Consider the following 21,116-nt stretch of genomic DNA (forward strand, 5'->3'; position numbering starts at 1 on the left):
ACGTTCGTGGGTTTGAATCGTCCATATTTCTTGTTTTTTATTTTTTAAGCGTGGCAAAAGTACATAAATCATTTGAAACAGTACGCTTTAACAGCTGTTTTTTGTACCTTTGCAGCGCAAAAACAGGTTCCTACTATAAAGAACGTTTGTATCATACAAAAAGATTATACAATTAAATTCGATTAATATTATGAGTAAGAAAGCCCTTTTAATGATTCTTGATGGCTGGGGCATCGGCGATCAAGGTAAAGATGATGTGATTTTCAATACACCTACTCCGTATTGGGACAGTCTGTTGGCAGCTTATCCGCATTCCGAGCTTCAGGCAAGCGGTGAAAACGTTGGTTTGCCCGACGGACAGATGGGTAACTCTGAAGTAGGTCACCTCAATATCGGTGCCGGACGCATCGTTTACCAGGATTTGGTGAAGATTAACCGTGCTTGTGCCGATGGCAGCATCCTGAAGAACAAGGAAATTGTTTCTGCTTTCTCATATGCAAAGGAAAACGGCAAGAATATCCACTTTATGGGACTGACCAGCAACGGTGGCGTGCACAGCTCTTTTGACCATTTGTTCAAACTCTGCGATATTTCCAAGGAATACGGCATCGAGAATACCTTCATCCACTGCTTTATGGACGGTCGTGATACCGACCCGAAGAGCGGTAAAGGCTTCATTGAGCAGCTGACTGCCCATTGTGAGAAGTCTGCCGGCAAGATTGCTTCCATCGTGGGACGTTTCTATGCCATGGACCGTGACAAACGTTGGGAGCGTGTGAAGGTTGCCTACGATTTGTTGGTAAACGGTGAAGGCAAGGTTGCTACGGATATGGTCCAGGCTATGCAGGAGTCCTACGACGAAGGCGTTACGGATGAATTCATCAAGCCGATTGTGAACGGTGGCTTCGACGGTACCATCAAGGAAGGTGATGTTGTAATCTTCTTCAACTACCGTAACGACCGTGCCAAGGAATTGACCGTTGTCCTCACCCAGCAAGATATGCCCGAACAAGGCATGCAAACCATTCCGGGCCTGCAGTTCTACTGCATGACTCCGTATGACGCCAGCTTCAAGGGTGTACATATCCTTTTTGATAAGGAGAATGTACAGAACACATTGGGCGAATATCTTGCTGCCAATGGCAAGACCCAGCTGCACATTGCCGAAACAGAGAAGTATGCACACGTGACTTTCTTCTTCAACGGTGGCCGCGAGACTCCCTACGATGCTGAAGAGCGCATCCTGGTTCCTTCTCCGAAGGTTGCCACTTACGACTTGAAGCCTGAAATGAGTGCGTACGAGGTGAAGGACAAGTTGGTTGAAGCTATCAAGACCCAGAAGTTCGATTTCATCGTGGTGAACTACGCCAATGGTGATATGGTGGGACATACCGGTATCTACGAAGCTATCGAGAAGGCAGTGAAAGCCATCGACGAATGTGTGAAAGACACCGTTGAGGCTGCCAAGGCAAACGATTATGAAGTAATCATCATCGCTGACCACGGTAATGCCGACCATGCTCTGAATGAGGATGGTACTCCGAATACTGCCCACTCTCTGAACCCCGTTCCTTTCGTTTACGTTACTGCAAACAAGGACGCCAAGGTTGAGAACGGTGTATTGGCTGACGTAGCTCCTTCTATCCTGCATATCTTGGGTATGGAGCAGCCGGCCGAAATGACTGGTAAGGATTTGATTAAGTAAGGCGTCAAAGCCGTAACAATATTTAGACGCGGATTATACGGATTCCACGGATGCTCTTAAAGTTGAGTCTGTGCAATCCGGATAATCCGCGTCTTTTTTCAATAGAACGATTATGATACAGATTGGTGATGTTGTGGTTTCTTTCGATGTCTTGCGCGAGAAGTTCTTGTGTGACTTGGGTGCCTGCCAGGGGATTTGCTGCATTGAGGGCGATGCCGGTGCTCCCGTAGAGCTGGACGAGGTGGAGAAACTGGAAGAGGTGCTTCCGCTGATTTGGGACGAGCTTTCTCCCGAAGCCCGCACCGTGATAGAGGAGCAAGGTGTGGTCTATACCGATTGTGAAGGTGACCTGGTGACTTCTATTGTGAACAACAAGGATTGCGTCTTTACCTGCTATGATGATAAAGGCTGTTGCTATTGTGCCATCGAAAAGGCTTACCGTGAGGGTAGGACCAACTTCTACAAACCTATATCCTGCCATCTCTATCCGATAAGGGTGGGGAACTACGGACTCTATAAGGCAGTGAACTATCATCGTTGGGATGTCTGCAAAGCCGCTATGCTGTTGGGACAAAAGGAAAATCTGCCCGTGTACAAGTTTCTGAAAGAGCCGCTTATCCGTAAGTTTGGTGAGGACTGGTATGCAGAGCTGGAATTGGTAGTGGAAGAGATGAAAAAACAAGGAATCCTATAGTTCTTCCGTGCGGAGACGGGCCTCTTCTTTGGAGGAGAAGAGGGATAAAGGAAAAGCCCCGGTCAGCAGGATTATCCTGCCCGTCCGGGGCTTCCTCGTTGTAAGATGTGAGGTTGGTTATTTATTATTTATTAAGCGTCAATATTTGCATACGTTGCATTCTTTTCGATGAAATCGCGGCGCGGGCCCACGTCTTCACCCATCAGCATGGAGAAGATATAGTCGGCTTCGGCTGCATTTTCAAGATGCACCTGCTTCAGCATGCGGTTTTCCGGATTCATGGTGGTTTCCCACAACTGTTCCGGGTTCATTTCACCCAAACCTTTGTAGCGTTGGGTGTGTACTGCGTTTTCCGAACCGCCGCCGTAAGTGTCGATGAACTTCTGGCGCTGCTGGTCTGTCCAGCAATACTCTTTCGCCTTGCCTTTGGTGCAAAGGTAAAGGGGAGGAGTGGCGATGTACAAGCAACCCTGCTGGATAACTTGCGGGAAGTAGCGGAAGAAAAGCGTCATAATCAGCGTGTCAATGTGAGAACCATCGACGTCGGCATCGGTCATGATGATAATCTTCTTGTAGCGCAGCTTGTCAATGTTCGCTTCTTTGCTGTCTTCACCGTCCACGCCGAAACGGATGCCCAGCGCCTGGATGATATTGTTTACTTCGTCGCTCTCGAATGCCTTGTGCCACATGGCCTTTTCCACATTCAGAATCTTACCGCGAAGCGGCAGGATAGCTTGGAACGCACGGTTACGGCCTTGCTTTGCTGAACCGCCTGCCGAGTCACCCTCGACGAGGAACAATTCGCATTCTTCCGGGTCCTTGCTGGAGCAGTCGGCCAACTTACCGGGCATGCCACCGCCGGACATCGGCGATTTGCGTTGTACGGATTCGCGTGCCTTACGTGCGGCGATACGTGCCTGGGCGGCAAGAATCACCTTGTCTACAATCAGCTTGGCTTCTTTCGGGTGTTCCTCCAAGTAGTAGGTGAGGGCCTCGCCCACAGCCTGGTCTACGGCACCCATCACTTCGTTGTTACCCAGCTTTGTCTTGGTCTGTCCTTCGAACTGAGGCTCTGCCACCTTGATGGAGATAACGGCAGTTAATCCTTCGCGGAAGTCGTCGCCTGCAATCTCTACCTTGGCTTTCTCCAGCATCTTGTTGTCTTCGGCGTATTTTTTCAATGTACGGGTCAGTGCACGGCGGAAACCTGCCAAGTGGGTACCCCCTTCAATGGTATTGATGTTGTTTACGTAAGAGTGTACATTTTCGTTATAAGAAGTGTTGTACATGATGGCTACTTCCACCGGTGTGCCTTGCTTCTCGGTGTTGATGTAGATTACATCGTTCATGAAGTGTTCGCGTGAGGAGTCCACGTAGCGCACAAATTCCTTCAGGCCTTCTTCCGAGTAGAAGATTTCCTTCTTGGCATTTCCCTCTTCGTCCTTTACGCGAAGGTCGGTCAGTGAAATCTTGATGCCTGCGTTCAGGTAAGCCAACTCGCGCATGCGGGTGGCAAGAATATCATAGTTGTAGACTGTTTCCGTAAAGATGGTATCGTCCGGCCAGAACTGCTGGCGTGTACCGGTAATGTCTGTTGTGCCCACTTCCTTGACGGAGTAGAGCGGATGTCCGCAGGAATATTCCTGCTGATAGATTTTTCCGTTACGGAAAACCTGGGTAGTCATGTGTGTAGACAAGGCGTTTACGCAAGATACACCTACACCATGCAGACCTCCCGATACCTTGTAGGAACCTTTGTCGAACTTACCTCCGGCATGCAGTACGGTCATTACAACTTCCAGTGCGGATTTCTTTTCCTTTTCGTGATAGTCTACCGGGATACCACGTCCGTTGTCTTGTACGGTGATGGAGTTGTCCTCGTTAATGGTGACTTCGATGTGGTCGCAATAGCCGGCAAGTGCCTCGTCGATGGAGTTGTCCACAACCTCGTACACCAGGTGGTGAAGTCCTTTGCTGCTAATGTCGCCAATATACATCGCGGGACGCTTTCTCACTGCTTCCAAACCTTCCAGTACCTGGATGTTTTCGGCAGAATAGCTCCCGTTATTGGAGTGAATCTGTTCTTCAGTCATAATCTTTTTTCCTTATTGTAATAACAGAGCAAATATAGTGAAAATCCTCGGGATATGGTGCTAAACAAACGGATAAATTCGGGTAGTTTACAGCTTTTTAGCACAGAAAAGAAACTTGTGTGGAAGCAGGTAAATAGAGAGGTATAAATGAGAAAGGCCGGACTAAAAAGTCCAGCCTTGTAATATCTTTTGTGTAACAGTCAACTTAAGCCAGCTTGTTGATATAGATAGCCAATTTTGACTTCAGGTTATTAGCCTTGTTCTTGTGGATTACATTAGTCTTAGCCAATTTATCCAACAGTTTTGTGATACCCGGATACATTGCTGTTGCTGCAGCTTTGTCTGTAGTAGCACGAAGCTTACGAACAGCGTTTCTCATGGTCTTGCCATAATATCTGTTGTGAAGTCTTCTTGTTTCTTCTTGTCTGATTCTCTTCAGTGATGATTTATGATTTGCCATCTCGACTAATCTTTTTTAATTCGTTTATTTTTTTATTTTGTAGCCCGTGGGGGAATCGAACCCCCCTTTCAAGAATGAAAATCTTGCGTCCTAACCGATAGACGAACGGGCCATCCTTTGATGAGCGTTTCCGCTCTTGCAAAGAGCCTTTATTTCTCGTTTGCGGATGCAAAGGTAGAAACTATTTTTGAATTACCAAAACATTCGCAAGAAAAAAATATAGCTTTTTGTTGCTTTTTGTCATAGGTTAGCGTCTTGTTTGTTGAAAATCAGTGTAATACGTGCTTTTGCTTTTTGCACTCCTTACCTTGTTTTTTTATTCTTCTCCTTTTGTTTCTCTTCTTTCGGGCTTTTTTTGTAGCTTTGTTATCAGATTGAAACCAGATAAAGAAATCGGGAATGTTACAGAAAACACTGGGAATTGTGCTGCATACCTTGAAATATAAGGATACATCTCTCATTGCAGACATCTATACGGAGGTGGCTGGCAGGGCTTCCTTCATGGTGTCCATACCCCGTTCGCGCAAGGCGGCGGTGAAGCCGGTACTCTTCCAGCCGCTGGCATTGGTGGAACTTGAAGCCGATTTCCGTCCTAATGCCACTATATATAAGGTGAAGGAGGCGAAGTCTCTTTATCCTTTCGCCACGCTTCCCTACGATCCCTACAAATCTGCCATCGCTTTGTTTCTTTCGGAATTCCTTTATCGCGCCGTCCGGGAGGAGGCAGAGAACCGTCCGCTGTTTGCTTATCTGTATCATTCCGTCATCTGGCTGGATGAATGCAGGGAGGGGTTTGCCAATTTCCATCTGGTCTTCCTGATGCGCCTTTCCCGTTTTCTCGGTTTGTATCCCAACCTGGAGGATTATCATGCCGGAGATTACTTCGATTTGCAGAATGCTTGTTTCACTCCCTTGCGTCCGCAGCTCCACTCCAATTACATCGCTCCCGAGGAGGCGGCCCGCCTGACACAGCTGATGCGCATGAATTATGAAACGATGCATCTTTTCACCATGAACCGGTTGGAGCGTACCCGCTGCCTGAACATTATGAATGAATATTATCGTCTGCATCTGCCGGATTTCCCGGTATTGAAATCACTTGAGGTATTGAAGGAGCTTTTTGATTGATTATCGTCGATGTAACGGCCCAATAAGTGTGCGCTGCCTTTATTATAGGAGTAGGGAGTTTTACTTACTGCTGTAAGGGTCGTTACGATAAGCTGTAACGGTCGTTACAATATAGGGTAACGACCGTTTCAATATAGGGTAACCGTCGTTACATCATTAGGTAACGGCTTTTACATCTTATGGTAAACGGTCGGTAAATATAATGCGTTGATAGATAGCGTATAATCTCTTGTGGGGGAGGATATGGATTGGTATGTAAAAAGCCGTGTTCAACAGACTTTGGACGCAGAGTCCCTCTGTTGAAGCACGGCTTATATGATAGGGGAAGTGTATTTCTTTATCCCAGCAACTCTTTTACTTTGGCTGAGATGGCGCGGCCTTCGGCAAGTCCGGCAAGTTTCTTGCTGGCTACACCCATCACCTTGCCCATGTCCTTGCCGCTGGTGGCGCCGACTTCGGCTATGATTTCCTTCAAGGCTGCCTCCAGTTCTTCGGCGCTCATCTGCTTGGGCAGATAGGTTTCAAGCACCTTTACTTGTGCCAGCTCATCGTCTGCCAAGTCCTGGCGACCTTGCTGTACATAGATTTCAGCGGCGTCTTTGCCTTGCTTGGTCAGTTTTTGGATAATCTTCAAAGCATCTGCATCGCTCAGGGTATCGTTGGCTCCGGGAGCGGTTTTGGCTTCAAGGAATACTTTCTTTACGTTTCTCAATGTTTCGAGAGCCACTTTGTCTTTGGCTTTCATGGCTGTTTTAATGTCTTCGCTGACTTTTTCAAATAAATCCATATTGTTATAGGTTTACTCCTGTTCCCCCGAAGGGGAGGAGGATGGTTTTACATATCGGGAACGGAAAAATCAGAAGGTGATGACTCCCCCTGCACCGCCTTCTGCCTCTTGCGCGGCTTCGGTGGCGAGCTGCCCTTCCTGCTCTGCCTTCATCTTGATGCTGTTCAGCGTGCTTTTGTCACGCAGATAGGTCGGAGAATTCTCTACCATGCTGATGATGTCGGCGTTGTCCATGTCTTCGGGATTGAAGAGATAGATATGGCGACGGCGGCTGCGCTGGGAACGGGCATTGGCATCCTTGCCATAGTACACTTCGCGGCGGTTGCGTCTCTGTTCCTCTTCCTCCTCCAGCTCGGCAAGGCGTTGCTGTTCTTCGGCGGTGCGCTGGGTGATGCGGTCGTCCATTTCCTTCATGTGGATGTCCTGGATACCGAAACCGGTGGCAAGCAGGGTGATTTTCACTTTCTGTTCCAGCTTGTCGTCAATGGCCATACCGAATTTGGTTTCGAAGTCGCGGCTGAAACGGTTCATGAACTCCTTCACCTCGTCCATCTCGCTCATCATCAGCTTGTATTGTGCACTGTAAGAGATGTTGAGGAGTACTTTCTTGGAGTTGAAGATGTCGTTGTTGTTCAGCAACGGCGAGTGCTGCGCGTTCTTGATGGCTTCGCTGACACGGTTGTCACCTTCGCCGTAGCCGGTACTCATGATGGCTACGCCGCCGTCCTTCAGCACTGTTTTCACGTCGTTGAAGTCGAGGTTCACCTTTCCATGCAGGGTGATGATTTCGGCAATACTCTTGGCGGCTACCGAAAGGGTGTCGTCGGCCTTGTCAAACGCGTCGTCTACGGATAGCTCGCTGTATATCTCGCTCAGCTTTTCATTGTTGATGACCAGCAGGGCATCTACGTGCTTGCTGATTTCCTCTACGCCATCCAGTGCCTGGTCTATCTTCTTGTCGCCCTCCCAGCGGAAAGGGATGGTGACGATGCCGATGGTCAGGATGTCCATTTCCTTGGCGGTTTGTGCAATGATGGGTGCGGCACCCGTACCGGTACCACCGCCCATTCCGGCAGTGATGAATACCATCTTGGTGCCGTCGTTCAGCATATTCTTGATGTCTTCGATGCTCTCTTCTGCTGCCTTGCGGGCACGGGCAGGGCGGTTTCCGGCTCCCAGGCCTTCTTTTCCAAGCTGTAACTTCACGGGCACGGGAGAGTCCTTCAACGCTTGGTTGTCTGTGTTGCACAGTACGAACGTCACGTCGTGTATACCTTCCCGGTACATATGGTTCACGGCATTGCCGCCACCTCCACCTACACCGATTACTTTAATGATTTTCGGTGAATCGGTCGGGAAATCGAATTGTACTATATCTTCCATAATAACTTAATTTTCTGGCACATTATCACATTATTACTTCATATCGTCGTCCGAGAAGATTTCGTTGGAAAGCTTGTTGAAAGTCTTTTCGAACCAGCTGGGGCCTTCTTTCTTTTTCTTCTTCTTTTCTTCCTTTTCGCGCAGCTCCCTTTCTTTGCGCTCACGCTCCTTGCGTTCTTTCTCTTCCTTCTCGCGCTGTGCCTTGGCGGCGCGTGCGGCGGCTTCCTGCTCTTTCAGCGCTTCGTCGTCAACGAATATGTCGACCGGTTTGGGAGGAACATGGGAGGCAGGCTGCTGCACCGGCTTCACCTCTTGCAGGCAGCAATTCTCGTTGCCGGCAGCCAGCAGGCCCAGCAGTGTGTTGTGCATGCCGTCCTTCTTGGGCTCGTCGCTGCGTGTGTGGACGGTGGTCTGTACGAACTTGGCGGTCTTTACCTTTTCAATCTTGCTCACTCTATGGAAGGCTTTCTCAAGATTCTTCAGATTGGCTCCTCCACCGGTGAATACAACACCGGAGAAAAGTTTGTCCTCGTAGCCGGAAAGTTGCAACTGGTTCCATACGTTGGCAAGAATTTCTTCTGCACGTGCTCCGATAATATTGTTCAGCAGGGCCAGTTCAAAGGTACGGCCGTCTTCCGACGTGCATACGGCAGGGGTCTCGGCGTCTTCTTCCTCCTCGTAGAGGGCATCACCGTATTGCAGTTTCAGCTTCTCGGCATCTTCCTCTTCCATTTGCAGGGAAGTGATGTCGTGGGTAATGTTGTTTCCACCCAGCGGCAGTACGCTGAGGTAGCGCAGGATATTGTTCTTATAGACCAGCACGGTGGTGGTGTCGGCACCGAAGTCCACCAGTGCACAGCCCGAACGCATCTCGTTTTCGGTCAGCACGGCTTTGGCCAACGCAGTGGGAGCCACGAGCAGGTCGTCGGCAATTTCCACTTTGGCTTGCTCGAAACTGTGTTCGAGGTTCTTCTTCAGCGAGGCACGCGCCACGATGTTGAGGAACTGCCCGGTGATGTATCTTCCGGCAACTCCTACGGGCTCCACATGCAGCGTGTTGTCTATCTTGTATTCTTGCGGGGCTACATCCAGCACACTCATGTCTACCAAGGGTACATCACGGTTCTCGTCGCAAATCTCGTCTACCAGTTCTTGCGAAATGATGCTCTCTTCCTCCAGCGTACGGCTTACCGCATTCCTCACCGTGCGCAATGATTGTCCGCCGATGCCTACATATACTTTGGCGATGGAGTTGTTCAACTGGCCTTCCAGCTTGTTGATGATGGAAGTCAGCGCTTGTGCGGCCTTGTCAATGTTGTAGATGGCCCCTTTGTGTATAAACGGGGATGCATCTTCGCGTGCATAAGCCAACACCTGGATACTTCCGTCACTGCTCTTCTTTCCTGCGATACCGGAAATCTTGGAAGAACTCAACTCGATAGCGGCGATGAAATCTGTTGTTGCCATATCTATTTATTTACTATTTTACTATTTACAATTTACTATTTGCTGCGCTTTGATAAAGAAGGACTATTAGTAAATCCCTTTCTCTACTCTCTCTTTGTGCAGATGATTTGATTATCAAATTCAACGCTGATACGGGAGTATTTGTTCCAACCCACCTGGTTCAATCCTCTTTCGTAGAATGCCTTTACACGTTTCAGCTTCTTCTCGAATCCGGCAATCTTGCCTAAATAGATAAGATGGTCGCCGACACGGGGCACTAACTCGATGTTCTTGCCGGGCAATACGTGAATTTGCTCTATCTGTGCATTCCAAAAAGAATTCTTTTGCAAAAATACACCAAACTTATATAAATCCCTCATGGCAAACGACTTTTCTACATTTCCGGTTACAACGGCGAGGTGTGCAACGCACTTTGCATCGGGGGGCATCACGGTACCTTTGTTGTCCAGATAGTAGTTTTCGCCGTTGGCGCTCATCACGCGCAGGATGGGGGTGCGCTGGGTCACTTCGATGCAGAGCTTGCCGCTCGGGGTTTTGTAGCACTCCACCTGGTCGATGAGGGGATGCTTGGCAAGTTCGCGCTCCAAGGTCTTGGTACGCACGCGTTCCAGGTCTTTCCCAATGGGGCTGATGCCTTTCTTTTCCAGCAGGGTAGCTACTTCCTTCTTCGTGATGAAGCCGGCATATACCGTGTCTTTTATCACCAGTTCCACGTCTTGGCACACCTGCGAGGTGGGCTTGCGGTTGAAAGCTGTGACAGCCACTACCAGGTAAGCAATGACAAGCAACAGAACGATAGAAAGTAGAATCCTTTTAACCATGATATTTTTCTGATAATAGTTGGGTGATTTGGGGCGCATAGTTGTCCAGGTCTCCGGCTCCCAGCACTACCAATACTTCGGTGTGCTTTTGGGCGAGGAGGCTGAGGACGTCTTCTTTCCTACAGATGCATTTCTCGATGCCGGGGCGGAGGTTGTCATAAATCAGCTGACTTGTCACGCCGGGAATCGGTTGCTCGCGGGCAGGGTATATCTCTGTCAGAATCACCTCGTCGGATAGGGAAAGGCTGTCTGCAAAGTCACGATAGAAGTCGCGAGTACGGGTGTACAAGTGGGGCTGGAAGATGACGGTTATCTTCTTGTCTTGGTACAACTCGCGGACGGACTTCACGCTTTGGGCTATTTCGGCAGGGTGGTGGGCGTAATCGCTGAGAAATACAATCCGGTCATTCTTTAGCTTGAAGTCGAAGCGGCGGTCCACTCCGCGGAAGCTTGCCATGCCTTGCTTGATTTCTTCGTCGGTGGCACCGCTGAGATGGGCGAGTGCCATGGCGGCAACACCATTCTCGATGTTGATACTGACGGGAACCCCCAACTGAATATCGTTGATGCGGGTGTCAGGCGCCACGAAGTCGATGAAGATTTCACCGTTTCCGATGCGGATATTCTCGGCATGGAAGTCGCCTTCGTTGCGCGAGTAGGTATAGGTGGTGACGCCCGGTTGTACGTCGGCTTGCATTTCCAGTCCTTTGTGCAGAATCAGGGCGCCGCCCGGCTGGATAAGCGTGGTGTAGTGGCGGAAGCTTTCGAGATAGGCTTCTTTGGTGCCGTATATATCCAGGTGGTCGGGGTCGGTGGCAGTAATGACACTCATCCAGGGCGATAGCCAGTGGAAGGAGCGGTCGAACTCATCCGCTTCGATAACGGTATAAGGGCTGGTGGCGGAAAGCAGCAGATTCGTACCGTAGTTCTTCGAAATACCTCCGAGGAAGGCGGTGCAGCCCACGTGTGACTGGTGCAGCAGGTGGGCAGCCATGGTGCTGGTGGTAGTCTTGCCATGCGTACCTGCCACGCACAGGCCTTTACTGCTGCGGGTGATGATGCCCAATACTTGGGAGCGCTTATGTATGTTGAAGCCGTTTTCACGGAAATAGGTCAGTTCTGCATGCCCTTGCGGCACGGCGGGGGTATAGACCACGAGCGTGCTTGCCTTGTCTTTGCACTCCTCCGGAATAAGGTTGATATCCTCTTCGTAGTGTATCTGTGCTCCTTCCGTAATCAGACGTTCTGTCAGTTCGCTCGACGTACGGTCGTAGCCCGCTACTGTCTTTCCTTTGGAGAGGAAATAGCGTATCAGAGCGCTCATGCCGATGCCGCCGGCACCGATGAAGTAAACGGATTTGATTGTTTCTATATTCATATCTTTCATTAAGATACTCTCCTAATTTATTTCTTAATTAACTTCAATACCTCCTTCGCAATAATTGTCGCCGAGTCCGGCAACGCTAGCTTGGCGATATTCTTGCTCAAGTCTTGCAGCTTCTCGGGGTTAGCGATTGTCTCCAACGCCACCGGCAGCAGCTTCTCTTTCGCTTCCACATCCTTCACATAGATAGCTGCATCCTTATCCACCAGCGCCAGCGCATTCTTGGTCTGATGGTCCTCGGCCACATTGGGTGAGGGAACCAGGATGACCGGCTTGTGCAGCAGGCAGAACTCGGAGATGGAACCGGCTCCGGCACGTGAAATCACCAGATCGGCAGCGGCATAGGCGTTTGCCATATCCTTAATGAAGTCCGTCACATACAGATTCGGAATGGCACTGATATGCGGGTTACGTACGGCTTCTCCCGTAGTGGCTGTAATGGCTTCTCTGACTTGGTCAATGTATATCTTGCCAGTCTGCCAGATAAACTGTACGTCGGGGTGGGTACGAATGATATCCAGGCCGGCGGTCAGTGTCTGGTTGATGGTACGCGCTCCAAGACTACCGCCCAGAATGAGGATAGTCTTCTTTTCCGGGTTCAATCCGAAGTACTTTACGGCGTCTGCGTGCAGGATGGAATGCCCGAGCAGGTTCTGGCGCACCGGATTACCTGTCATGATTATCTTTTCTGCCGGGAAGAACTTTTCCATGCCTTCGTAGGCCACGCAAATCTTGCATGCCTTCTGTGCCAGCAGCTTGTTGGTGACACCGGCGTAGGAATTCTGTTCCTGTATCAGTGTGGGAATACCCATCATGCCCGCCATTTTCAGCGTAGGACCACTGGCATAGCCACCTACACCGACGGCCACTTGTGGGCGGAACTCCTTGATGATGTTCCGTGCTTTCCACTGACTCCGTATCAGTTTCAGCAGTACGGAGAAGTTCTTCCACAGATGTTTGCGGTCGAATCCGGCAACGGGTAAGCCTATAATCCGGTAACCGGCATCGGGAACACGCTGCATTTCCATTCTTCCTTCGGCACCTACGAAGAGAATCTCTGCGTCGGGACACAACTCTTTTATGGCGTTGGCGATGGAGATGGCCGGAAAGATATGTCCTCCGGTGCCGCCGCCGCTGATGATAAGCCTCACCCCCGACCCCTCCCCCGTAGGGAGGGGGGTAGAGTTACTTTTGGTTGTATAGTTGTTCATATCTTTACTCATATTCTTGTTCTTTTTTATTTTTGTATTATTGGCATCCTTTCCATTGCTCAATCATTCTTTTCTCCCCTCCCTACGGGGGAGGGGTTGGGGAGAGGCTGTTATTCAAACTCCGCATCACTGTTCAGTACCTTTGCTGTCGGCTCAGCGGCTGTCTGTGCTTCGCTATCGGCCGGTTGTTCCGGGTTCTCGGCATTTCCGGCATCTATCAGCATCGGCACTTGCGCATCATGCATCCGCTGTTCCTCCAGCTTGGCTGTATAGCGGCTGACACTCAGTATCATGCCGATGTAGGCACAGTTGATGAAAGTGGATGTACCACCCTTGCTGATGAGTGGAAGCGGTTGTCCCGTGACGGGTGCCAGACCTACGGCAACCATCATGTTGAACAGCGCCTGCGTGACGAGCAGCAAGGCTATTCCGGTAATGAGGAAAGCGGGGAAAGTGCGGTCGCATTTTTTGGCGATACGGCCCACTCGCACCAATAGGCAGACATAAAGGAACACAACGACTATTCCGCCTACCAGTCCCAGTTCCTCGATGATGATGGCATAGATGAAATCGGAGAATGCCTGGCTCAGAAAGTCACGCTGTACGGAGTTTCCCGGACCCTTGCCTACAACGTTGCTCGTAGCTACGGCAATACGGGCATGTGCCACTTGCCCGTCGCCGTCGATGTCGAATTTGGCGGCAGGAACTTCCTCCTTGTTGGTAAAGTCTGCAATACGGGATTTTACAGTGGTGAAGCGGTGCCCCATCGGTATATTTTCCAATGTCTTGTCTGGCGTGGCCAGCAGGAAGGCGACAAAGACTGTTACGAATGCCACAATTCCTCCTCCCAGTATCAGCAGTTTCCTGGCAGATACCCGCCCGATGAACATCATCAGGTAGACCGTTCCGAAGAGCAGCATTCCCGTCGAGTAGTTTTCCGGCAGGATAAGGCCACAGACAATGCAGGTAATAATCATGATGCGCTTAAAGGCTTTCGGACTTGCACCGTCTTCATCCTGCCCTTTCGAGAGGATAAAGGCGGTAACGATGACGACGGCCATCTTCGCTATTTCCGACGGCTGGAACTGAATGCCCATGAAGGTCATCCAGCGGGCTGCGCCGTTTACGCGGTCGCCGGTAATGAATCCCATCAGCATCACAAAAGCCAGCAGTCCGATGGATATCGGAAGCAGGAATACCGGGAACACCTGAAACCATTTATAGGGGATGTTGTGTACCAGTACTACAATGACGGCGCCTACCATCAGGAGGATGCTGTGCTGCGTAATCGGTCCCCAGTGGTCGCCACTCTTGTAGGTCAGCGTACTGGCAGCACTGAATACCTCTGTGATGGAGATGAGGCAAAGGAAAAGGAAAATAATCCAAATCACTTTGTCACCTTTGAATATGCTCTTTAATAAATCCAATGCTTCGCAAATTAAAAATTAATAATTAAAGAATTAAAAGTTGCCGTTCTTGTTACGGAATTCGTAATAGGACTGTTACGGCATCTGTATCTTATAGTGCTCTGACACATGCTTTGAACTGATCGCCGCGGTCCTCATAGCTCTTGAAGAGGTCGAAGGAGGCACAGCAAGGACTGAGCAACACGGTTTCACCTTTCTTTGCCAGCTTGAAGGCTGCTTCTACGGCATCCTGCATGCCGGTCTGCACGTCGGCTACGGGCAGTCCCAGACGGTCGAAGAAGGCGTGCAGCTTTTCGTTGTGCAATCCCAAATAGACCAGGGCAGAGCACTTTTCGCGTACGAGGTCTTCGATTTCCGTGTAATCGTTTCCTTTGTCTTTACCGCCGAGGATAAGTACGGTTTTGCCGGTCATGCTTTGCAGGGCATACCAGCAGGAGTTTACGTTCGTAGCCTTGGAATCGTTGATGAAGCTCACGCCGCGTACGGTGGCTACTTTCTCCAACCGGTGTTCCACTCCCTTGAAGTCGGACAAGGCTTTGCGGATATATTCTTTCCGGATGCCGGCCAAATTGGCCGAGATGCCGGCGGCTAACGAATTGTATAGGTTGTGTGTGCCGTGCAGCGCCAGCTCCTCTTGCTCCATATTGAAGGCTATCGGTTCGTTGATTTCCACTTCACCGTCTTCCACGTATGCGATGGCCCCGTCTTCCTTGACGGCAGCGAACGGGTAGAGATGGGCGCGCAGGCCATGCTTGTCCAGCTCGCGCTTGATGATGGGGTCGTCGTTCCAGAAGATAAAAGCGTCTTCCGGTGTCTGGTTTTGGGTGATGCGGAATTTGGCGTCCACATATTTCTGCATACAGTGGTCGTAACGGTCCAAGTGGTCTGGTGTGATGTTCATCAGTACGGCAATGTTGGCACGGAAGTTATACATATTGTCCAGCTGGAAGGAACTCAGCTCAATGACGTAGTAATCATGCTGCTCCGTGGCTACCTGCAAGGCCAGGCTGTTGCCGATGTTGCCGGCGAGGCCGACGTTCAGGCCTGCACTCTTGAAGATGTGATAAATGAGCGAGGTGGTTGTAGTCTTTCCGTTCGAGCCGGTGATACAGACCATCTTTGCGTCAGTGTACCGTCCCGCAAACTCTATCTCAGAGATGATGGGCGTACCTTTTTCCTTTAATTTCATAATGAGCGGAGCGTCGTTGGGAATACCGGGGCTTTTCACTACTTCGTCAGCATTCAGAATCAGCTCTTCTGTGTGGTGTCCCTCTTCCCAGGCAATGCCGTATTTATCCAGCAGTTCCTTGTATTTGTCTTTGATGGCGGACATGTCGGAGACGAACGTGTCGAATCCTTTCACTTTGGCCAGTACGGCAGCGCCTGCGCCGCTTTCGCCAGCTCCTAATACTACAATTCTCATAATGTACTAATATGATTAATGTGCCAATGTGCTAATGAGCTGCGCTGTCGTGCCGCATGGCAATTAGCACATTGGCACATTAGCATATTGAATAATTATTATCTAATCTTTAATGTTATAATCGTTATCGCTGCCAATACAATCGTCACAATCCAGAAGCGGATGGTGATTTTGGATTCGTGGAACAGCTTGTCCGGTTTGGTGAATACTACGCTGCATCCCGGCTCTATCAGGCTCATGGAAGTGCGGAAGTGGTCGTGTATCGGTGTTCTTTTGAAGAGACGTTGTTTCACGCCTTTCCGCTTGCCTGCCTTGTAATAGAGGCGTTGCAGGATGACCGAAAGGTTCTCCACCAGGAAGATACCGCAAAGGATGGGTATCAGCAGTTCCTTGTGAATAATGATGGCGTATACTGCGATGATTCCTCCAATGGTCAGACTGCCCGTATCGCCCATGAATACCTGGGCCGGATAGGCATTGTACCACAAGAAGCCGATAAGTGCACCGATGAAGGCACAGATAAAGATTACCAGTTCTTCCGAGCCGGGAATGTACATGATATTCAGGTAGCCGGCATATTCAATGTGGCTCGATACGTAGGCGAGTATTCCCAAGGTCAGTCCGATAATGGCAGAGTTCCCTGCCGCCATTCCGTCCATTCCGTCATTCAGGTTGGCTCCGTTGCTGACGGCGGTAACTACGAAAATCGTGATAATCACAAACAGTATCCAACCTGCTGTCTGGGCATGTTCACCCATGAAGCCCACTAGGTCGGCATAGTCGAAGTTGTTGCTCTTGAAGAATGGGATGGTGGTCTGTGTTGCCTTGATTTCCTTGGCGGCATGCACCACTTCTATCTGTCCGTCTGGTTTCTCTATTTCTATGTTCTCGCGGATAACCACCTGCGGACTGAGGTAGAGAGTCAGTCCGACGATAAGTCCCAAGCCTACCTGACCGATGATTTTGAACTTACCGTGCAGGCCTTCCTTGTCCTTCTTGAATATCTTGATGTAGTCGTCGGCAAAGCCCAGCGACCCCAGCCAGATTGTGGTAATCAGCATCAATATCATATAAATATTGCTCAATTTGCCCAGTAGTAGGCAAGGAATGAGTATGGCAAAAATAATGATGACACCGCCCATGCTGGGTACTCCCACCTTGTTTACGCCGAACGGGTCGATGCTGGCATCACGTTGCGTTTCAGTAATCTGCTTGCGTTTCAGTAGATTGATGAACTTATCTCCCCAGATACTCGAAATGAGCAATGCCAGAATGATTGCCATCAACGAACGGAAGGATGTATAGCCAAACATGCCCGCACCGGGGAAGTCATATTTGTCTAACCATTGAAATAAATAGTATAACATGATGTTAATTATTTAATTGTTTAATGTGCTAATGTGCCAATATGCTAATTGATAGTCTGGTATATCTGCTGGTAAAGGAATGAATATCCTACATGACGCATGGCAATTAGCACATTGGCATATCAGCACATTATCTCATTTAATATCTCTTTGTCGTCAAAATGGTGTTTCACGCCTTTAATCTCCTGATAATTCTCATGCCCCTTGCCTGCAACGAGAATCACGTCTCCCGGCTGTGCCAGCATGCAGGCTGTCTTGATGGCTTCGCGGCGGTCGGTGATGCTGATGGTTTTCTGCATGTCGTCTTTATCCAGTCCCGCCAGCATGTCGTTGATGATGTCCTGCGGCTCTTCAAAGCGCGGGTTATCGGAGGTGATGATGACCCGGTCGCTCAAGCGGGCGGATTCTTTGGCCATGATGGGACGCTTGCCTTTGTCGCGGTTGCCGCCGGCGCCCACAACGGTAATCACTTTCCCTTTTCCTTCCAGCACTCCGTGAATGGCGTTCAATACATTGACCAGGGCGTCTGGAGTATGCGCATAGTCCACAATGGCGGTGTAGCCTTTCGGTGAACGGATGGCATCGAAGCGGCCGGTTACCGGATGCAGCGTGCTGAGGGCAACCAGTACATCCTCTTCTTTCTTGCCAAGCAATACGGCAGTACCGAATACCGCCAGCAGGTTGTAGGCATTGAACTTTCCGATGAAACGTACTGCCAGTTCGTGATTGTTGAAGTCGAGCAACATTCCCTCGAAATGAGACTCCAAGACTTTGCCTTTGAAGTCGCTAAGACTACGCAAAGAGTAGGTGTATACCTTCGAACGGGTATTCTGCGTCATCACAAGTCCGTTCTTGTCATCCAGGTTGGTCAGGCTGAAAGCTCCTTTTGGCAGTTCGTCGAAGAACTTTTTCTTGGCTTTGAGGTAGTTCTCCACCGTTTTATGATAATCCAGATGGTCGCGGGTCAGATTAGTGAAAATACCGCCGGCAAACTTCAGACCGCTGATGCGCTTTTGGGCAATGGAATGGGAACTGACTTCCATGAAGGCATACTTGCAGCCGGAATCTGCCATTTCTCCGAGCAGGCGGTTCAGGGTTATCGGGTCCGGGGTGGTGTGTTCGGTCGGTACGGGCTGGTCGTCGATGTAATTGCATACAGTGGAAACCAGTCCGACCTTGTAGCCGAAATAGCGGAAAGTATTATATAATAAGGTGGCAACGGTTGTTTTTCCGTTGGTTCCGGTCACGCCGATGAGTTCCATCTTGGATGTAGGGTCGCCATAGAAAGTGGTAGCCACTTTCCCTACGGCATCTTCACTGTCTTTCACCTGAATGTAGGTGATGCCGGCCTTAAGCTCTTCCGGCAATTCTTCACACAATACTGCAACAGCCCCTTTATCGATGGCAGCCGGAATATAGGCATGCCCGTCGGTCTGCGTACCACGCATGGCCATGAACAGATGTCCGGTTCCTATCAGGCGGGAATCTATATTCACCCCCGTTATCTCCATGCTTGTACTTCCGGTAATCCGGACCGGCTGTATTGTTTGCAACAAATCACTTAATCTCATACCTTATTATATATAGTGTATATCCAAATCTTGTTTATTCTCATGTTAACGTAGTGTCAGGGTTATGGTTTGTCCTTTCACTATCCGGCTACCGCTTGCTATGGACTGGTTCCTCACCCGTCCTACGCCGTTTAGCCTTACTTTCAGTCCTTTACTCTCTAAAAGGTAGACAGCATCTTTCGCTCCCATACCTACCACGCTGGGCACGGTGCCCGAGGCCGGTTCCTGGTCTTGCAGGATGACTGCCGACGGAGCTGCTTGTGTATGCCCCCACTGTTCCTTTTTCTTTTGTCCGGCGAACTGTTTCTGAACGGGCACTTTCAAATCATTCAGTACAAGGAGTGCTTCGTTCATCTCTCCGGCTTTCACGGGAGGAATCACATTGGTGGTACTGTCTATGGCACTGCGTATGTCAAAACGCAGGTCTTTGGCATAAACTCTTTCTGCTATTTTCCCGAAGACACTACCTGCCATCAGACCGCCTGAAGCTGGTAACCCAGGCTTCTGAATGGAAACGATGCAACTGTATTTGGGTGCTTCCGAGGGGAAATATCCGCAGAAACTTACAAGGTAATTCACCCGTCCCGACTTATATCCGGCGGCTCCTTGTGAAATCTGTGCCGTACCCGTCTTGCCCGATACGGAGAACTGTTTGCTGCCGGCAGGTTTTGCCAATCCTTGCGATACCACTTTCCGAAGGATTTCGCGGATTTGTGTCAGGGTATGGTCGGAGCATATCTTGGGATTGATTACTTCCGTAGGATATTCTTTCACTACCTCACCGTCCTTTACCGCTGCTTTCACAAATTTGGGGCGTACCATGACCCCGTTGTTGGCTATGGCATTGTAGAAGGTCAGTATGTTTATGGGAGGTACCTGAGTCTCGTAGCCGATACTCATCCACGGCAAAGTCGTTTTGGCAAAATAACGCTCTTTAGGCCCTTTGATGTTGGGTTTCCCTTCACCGGGTATTTGCAGATGAAGCGGCTGGTCGATGCTCATGCGCTTCAAACCGTCCACGAACTTCTGCGGATTATCCTTGTAGTGCTTGTCGATGAGGTAGGAGACACCCACATTGGAAGAAACTTCCAGAATACGTGTCACATCTATCTTTCCGTAACCTCCCCGGTGCCAGTTGTGGTCCCTCATCTTGCTGCCGTACATATTCATAATACCGTTGCCCGTGTCTACCTCGGTATCCGGGGTTATCTTGCCATCTTCCAGTGCCACCATAATGGAGGCTGTCTTGAAGGTGGAGCCCGGTTCCAACATATCGCTGATGGCATTACTGTTCATTTCGTAGTAATTGCCGTCTCCGGCTTTCATCATGTTGACAATGGCCTTTACTTCTCCGGTAGCCACTTCCATCAGTACGGCTACCCCGACGTTGGCATTGATTTCCTTCAACTTGTCCACCAGGGCTTTTTCGCAGATGTCCTGCATGCCTACGTCGAGGGTGGATATGATGTCACAACCGTCTACCGGGGGAAGGTCTACGATATTCAGGTATTTATTCATCACCTTCTGACGGTGGGTAATACCGTTCCGTCCTTTCAGCAGGGTGTCGAAGGCCAGTTCAATGCCGTTACGGGCTCCCATGGCTGTATCGGCATAGAGACGGCCCAGGGTTTGGGCTGCCAAAGAACCGAACGGCTTTTTACGCTGGTTGTATATCTGTTCGTGGAACCCGCCTCTGTACTTGTTCATCTTGAATACGGGTAACCGCTTGGCTTCCTTATACTGAATGTAAGAGATGCGCCGGTTGCGGTTGGGAAGAATGTTGTAGTTCCGGCTCTTCATCTCCCGCCCCTTGCGCAGATGGCTTTTGAAGGTGGCGGCACTGATGTCCGGAAAAATCTGATGAAGCCCGATACAGATGGAATCGAAATTGGCTTTCCAGATAGAATCCTTGCGCTGCTGGTCCTTTTTGCGGCGCTTCTCGTCCCTTTCGCCGGACATGAAGTCCATATATATTTTATATTCCGGCAGCGAACTTGCCATCAGTTTGCCATCCGAGGACAGGATATTTCCCCGGTTGGGCTTCACCGTTACATTCTCTTTTACGAAGCGGTCGGCTACATCGTGCCAGTACTGTCGCTCGGCAAACATAATCATGGCGCCTTTCACAACAATAGCTATCCCCACCAACCCCATGAGTAGGACGACGAAGAAGTAACGGGTCATTATGTTTTTTT

At 49.8% G+C, this 21,116-nt stretch carries 16 protein-coding genes and 1 tRNA gene; 3 read left to right on the forward strand and 14 right to left on the reverse strand.

Annotated features, from left to right (window positions below):
* The first annotated feature begins 190 nt into the window (after positions 1 to 190).
* Together gpmI and DW947_RS12225 are read left to right on the forward strand one after the other, a co-directional pair.
* Positions 191 to 1,705 (forward strand): 2,3-bisphosphoglycerate-independent phosphoglycerate mutase, encoded by a 1,515-nt coding sequence (gene gpmI, locus DW947_RS12220; RefSeq protein WP_005830427.1) that lies wholly within the window; start codon positions 191 to 193, stop codon positions 1,703 to 1,705.
* A gap of 112 nt (positions 1,706 to 1,817) precedes the next feature.
* A complete protein-coding gene (locus DW947_RS12225) occupies positions 1,818 to 2,399 on the forward strand; it encodes a DUF3109 family protein (protein ID WP_008662683.1) in 582 nt (193 codons plus the stop codon).
* A gap of 131 nt (positions 2,400 to 2,530) precedes the next feature.
* Here DW947_RS12225 and gyrB read toward each other — a convergent pair whose 3' ends face one another.
* From gyrB to DW947_RS12240, 3 genes are all read right to left on the reverse strand, one after another.
* A complete protein-coding gene (gene gyrB / locus DW947_RS12230; RefSeq protein WP_005830422.1) occupies positions 2,531 to 4,492 on the reverse strand; it encodes a DNA topoisomerase (ATP-hydrolyzing) subunit B in 1,962 nt (653 codons plus the stop codon).
* A gap of 205 nt (positions 4,493 to 4,697) precedes the next feature.
* Positions 4,698 to 4,952, reverse strand: a complete 255-nt coding sequence (gene rpsT / locus DW947_RS12235; RefSeq protein ID WP_005830420.1) for a 30S ribosomal protein S20 — start codon at positions 4,950 to 4,952, stop codon at positions 4,698 to 4,700.
* A 40-nt stretch (positions 4,953 to 4,992) separates the two neighbouring features.
* Positions 4,993 to 5,064 (reverse strand) — tRNA-Glu (locus DW947_RS12240).
* A 287-nt stretch (positions 5,065 to 5,351) separates the two neighbouring features.
* Between DW947_RS12240 and recO the strand changes: the two genes are divergently transcribed.
* Complete coding sequence (recO, locus tag DW947_RS12245; protein WP_005834546.1) at positions 5,352 to 6,080, forward strand: DNA repair protein RecO; 729 nt, start codon at positions 5,352 to 5,354, stop codon at positions 6,078 to 6,080.
* Positions 6,081 to 6,417: 337 nt separating this feature from the next.
* On the opposite strand, the gene DW947_RS12250 is transcribed toward recO, so the two are convergent.
* The 11 genes from DW947_RS12250 to DW947_RS12300 form a co-directional block, all read right to left on the reverse strand.
* Positions 6,418 to 6,867 (reverse strand): GatB/YqeY domain-containing protein, encoded by a 450-nt coding sequence (locus DW947_RS12250; protein ID WP_005830410.1) that lies wholly within the window; start codon positions 6,865 to 6,867, stop codon positions 6,418 to 6,420.
* Between the two features lie 69 nt (positions 6,868 to 6,936).
* Positions 6,937 to 8,250 (reverse strand): cell division protein FtsZ, encoded by a 1,314-nt coding sequence (gene ftsZ / locus DW947_RS12255; RefSeq protein WP_005830408.1) that lies wholly within the window; start codon positions 8,248 to 8,250, stop codon positions 6,937 to 6,939.
* A gap of 33 nt (positions 8,251 to 8,283) precedes the next feature.
* On the reverse strand, positions 8,284 to 9,717 hold the full coding sequence (gene ftsA, locus DW947_RS12260) for a cell division protein FtsA (protein WP_117749206.1): 1,434 nt from the start codon (positions 9,715 to 9,717) through the stop codon (positions 8,284 to 8,286).
* A gap of 83 nt (positions 9,718 to 9,800) precedes the next feature.
* A complete protein-coding gene (locus tag DW947_RS12265; protein ID WP_005830403.1) occupies positions 9,801 to 10,538 on the reverse strand; it encodes a cell division protein FtsQ/DivIB in 738 nt (245 codons plus the stop codon).
* A complete protein-coding gene (gene murC, locus DW947_RS12270) occupies positions 10,531 to 11,916 on the reverse strand; it encodes a UDP-N-acetylmuramate--L-alanine ligase (RefSeq protein WP_117963389.1) in 1,386 nt (461 codons plus the stop codon). The genes DW947_RS12265 and murC overlap by 8 nt, the downstream gene beginning before the upstream one ends.
* Before the next feature lie 26 nt (positions 11,917 to 11,942).
* On the reverse strand, positions 11,943 to 13,145 hold the full coding sequence (gene murG / locus DW947_RS12275) for an undecaprenyldiphospho-muramoylpentapeptide beta-N-acetylglucosaminyltransferase (protein WP_117963391.1): 1,203 nt from the start codon (positions 13,143 to 13,145) through the stop codon (positions 11,943 to 11,945).
* A gap of 98 nt (positions 13,146 to 13,243) precedes the next feature.
* Positions 13,244 to 14,560, reverse strand: a complete 1,317-nt coding sequence (locus tag DW947_RS12280; protein ID WP_005834555.1) for an FtsW/RodA/SpoVE family cell cycle protein — start codon at positions 14,558 to 14,560, stop codon at positions 13,244 to 13,246.
* Positions 14,561 to 14,651: 91 nt separating this feature from the next.
* Positions 14,652 to 15,986: a UDP-N-acetylmuramoyl-L-alanine--D-glutamate ligase gene (murD, locus tag DW947_RS12285; protein WP_035457556.1), complete on the reverse strand. Its 1,335-nt coding sequence runs from the start codon at positions 15,984 to 15,986 to the stop codon at positions 14,652 to 14,654.
* Positions 15,987 to 16,081: 95 nt separating this feature from the next.
* Complete coding sequence (mraY, locus tag DW947_RS12290) at positions 16,082 to 17,350, reverse strand: phospho-N-acetylmuramoyl-pentapeptide-transferase (RefSeq protein ID WP_005830392.1); 1,269 nt, start codon at positions 17,348 to 17,350, stop codon at positions 16,082 to 16,084.
* Between the two features lie 122 nt (positions 17,351 to 17,472).
* Positions 17,473 to 18,921: a UDP-N-acetylmuramoyl-L-alanyl-D-glutamate--2,6-diaminopimelate ligase gene (locus DW947_RS12295; protein ID WP_016272445.1), complete on the reverse strand. Its 1,449-nt coding sequence runs from the start codon at positions 18,919 to 18,921 to the stop codon at positions 17,473 to 17,475.
* A gap of 45 nt (positions 18,922 to 18,966) precedes the next feature.
* On the reverse strand, positions 18,967 to 21,105 hold the full coding sequence (locus DW947_RS12300) for a penicillin-binding protein (protein ID WP_016272446.1): 2,139 nt from the start codon (positions 21,103 to 21,105) through the stop codon (positions 18,967 to 18,969).
* Between the last annotated feature and the right edge of the window lie 11 nt (positions 21,106 to 21,116).

This window comes from Bacteroides sp. AM44-19, from assembly GCF_003603395.1.
Classification (GTDB): Bacteria; Bacteroidota; Bacteroidia; order Bacteroidales; family Bacteroidaceae; genus Bacteroides; species Bacteroides uniformis.

What these genes read in the sequence shown, in the direction of transcription:
- gpmI (WP_005830427.1), top strand. Translation starts at nt 191, where the DNA reads ATGAGTAAGAAAGCCCTTTTAATGATTCTTGATGGCTGGGGCATCGGC.
- DW947_RS12225 (WP_008662683.1), top strand. Translation starts at nt 1,818, where the DNA reads ATGATACAGATTGGTGATGTTGTGGTTTCTTTCGATGTCTTGCGCGAG.
- gyrB (WP_005830422.1), bottom strand. Translation starts at nt 4,492, where the DNA reads ATGACTGAAGAACAGATTCACTCCAATAACGGGAGCTATTCTGCCGAA.
- rpsT (WP_005830420.1), bottom strand. Translation starts at nt 4,952, where the DNA reads ATGGCAAATCATAAATCATCACTGAAGAGAATCAGACAAGAAGAAACA.
- recO (WP_005834546.1), top strand. Translation starts at nt 5,352, where the DNA reads ATGTTACAGAAAACACTGGGAATTGTGCTGCATACCTTGAAATATAAG.
- DW947_RS12250 (WP_005830410.1), bottom strand. Translation starts at nt 6,867, where the DNA reads ATGGATTTATTTGAAAAAGTCAGCGAAGACATTAAAACAGCCATGAAA.
- ftsZ (WP_005830408.1), bottom strand. Translation starts at nt 8,250, where the DNA reads ATGGAAGATATAGTACAATTCGATTTCCCGACCGATTCACCGAAAATC.
- ftsA (WP_117749206.1), bottom strand. Translation starts at nt 9,717, where the DNA reads ATGGCAACAACAGATTTCATCGCCGCTATCGAGTTGAGTTCTTCCAAG.
- DW947_RS12265 (WP_005830403.1), bottom strand. Translation starts at nt 10,538, where the DNA reads ATGGTTAAAAGGATTCTACTTTCTATCGTTCTGTTGCTTGTCATTGCT.
- murC (WP_117963389.1), bottom strand. Translation starts at nt 11,916, where the DNA reads ATGAATATAGAAACAATCAAATCCGTTTACTTCATCGGTGCCGGCGGC.
- murG (WP_117963391.1), bottom strand. Translation starts at nt 13,145, where the DNA reads ATGAGTAAAGATATGAACAACTATACAACCAAAAGTAACTCTACCCCC.
- mraY (WP_005830392.1), bottom strand. Translation starts at nt 17,350, where the DNA reads ATGTTATACTATTTATTTCAATGGTTAGACAAATATGACTTCCCCGGT.
- DW947_RS12295 (WP_016272445.1), bottom strand. Translation starts at nt 18,921, where the DNA reads ATGAGATTAAGTGATTTGTTGCAAACAATACAGCCGGTCCGGATTACC.
- DW947_RS12300 (WP_016272446.1), bottom strand. Translation starts at nt 21,105, where the DNA reads ATGACCCGTTACTTCTTCGTCGTCCTACTCATGGGGTTGGTGGGGATA.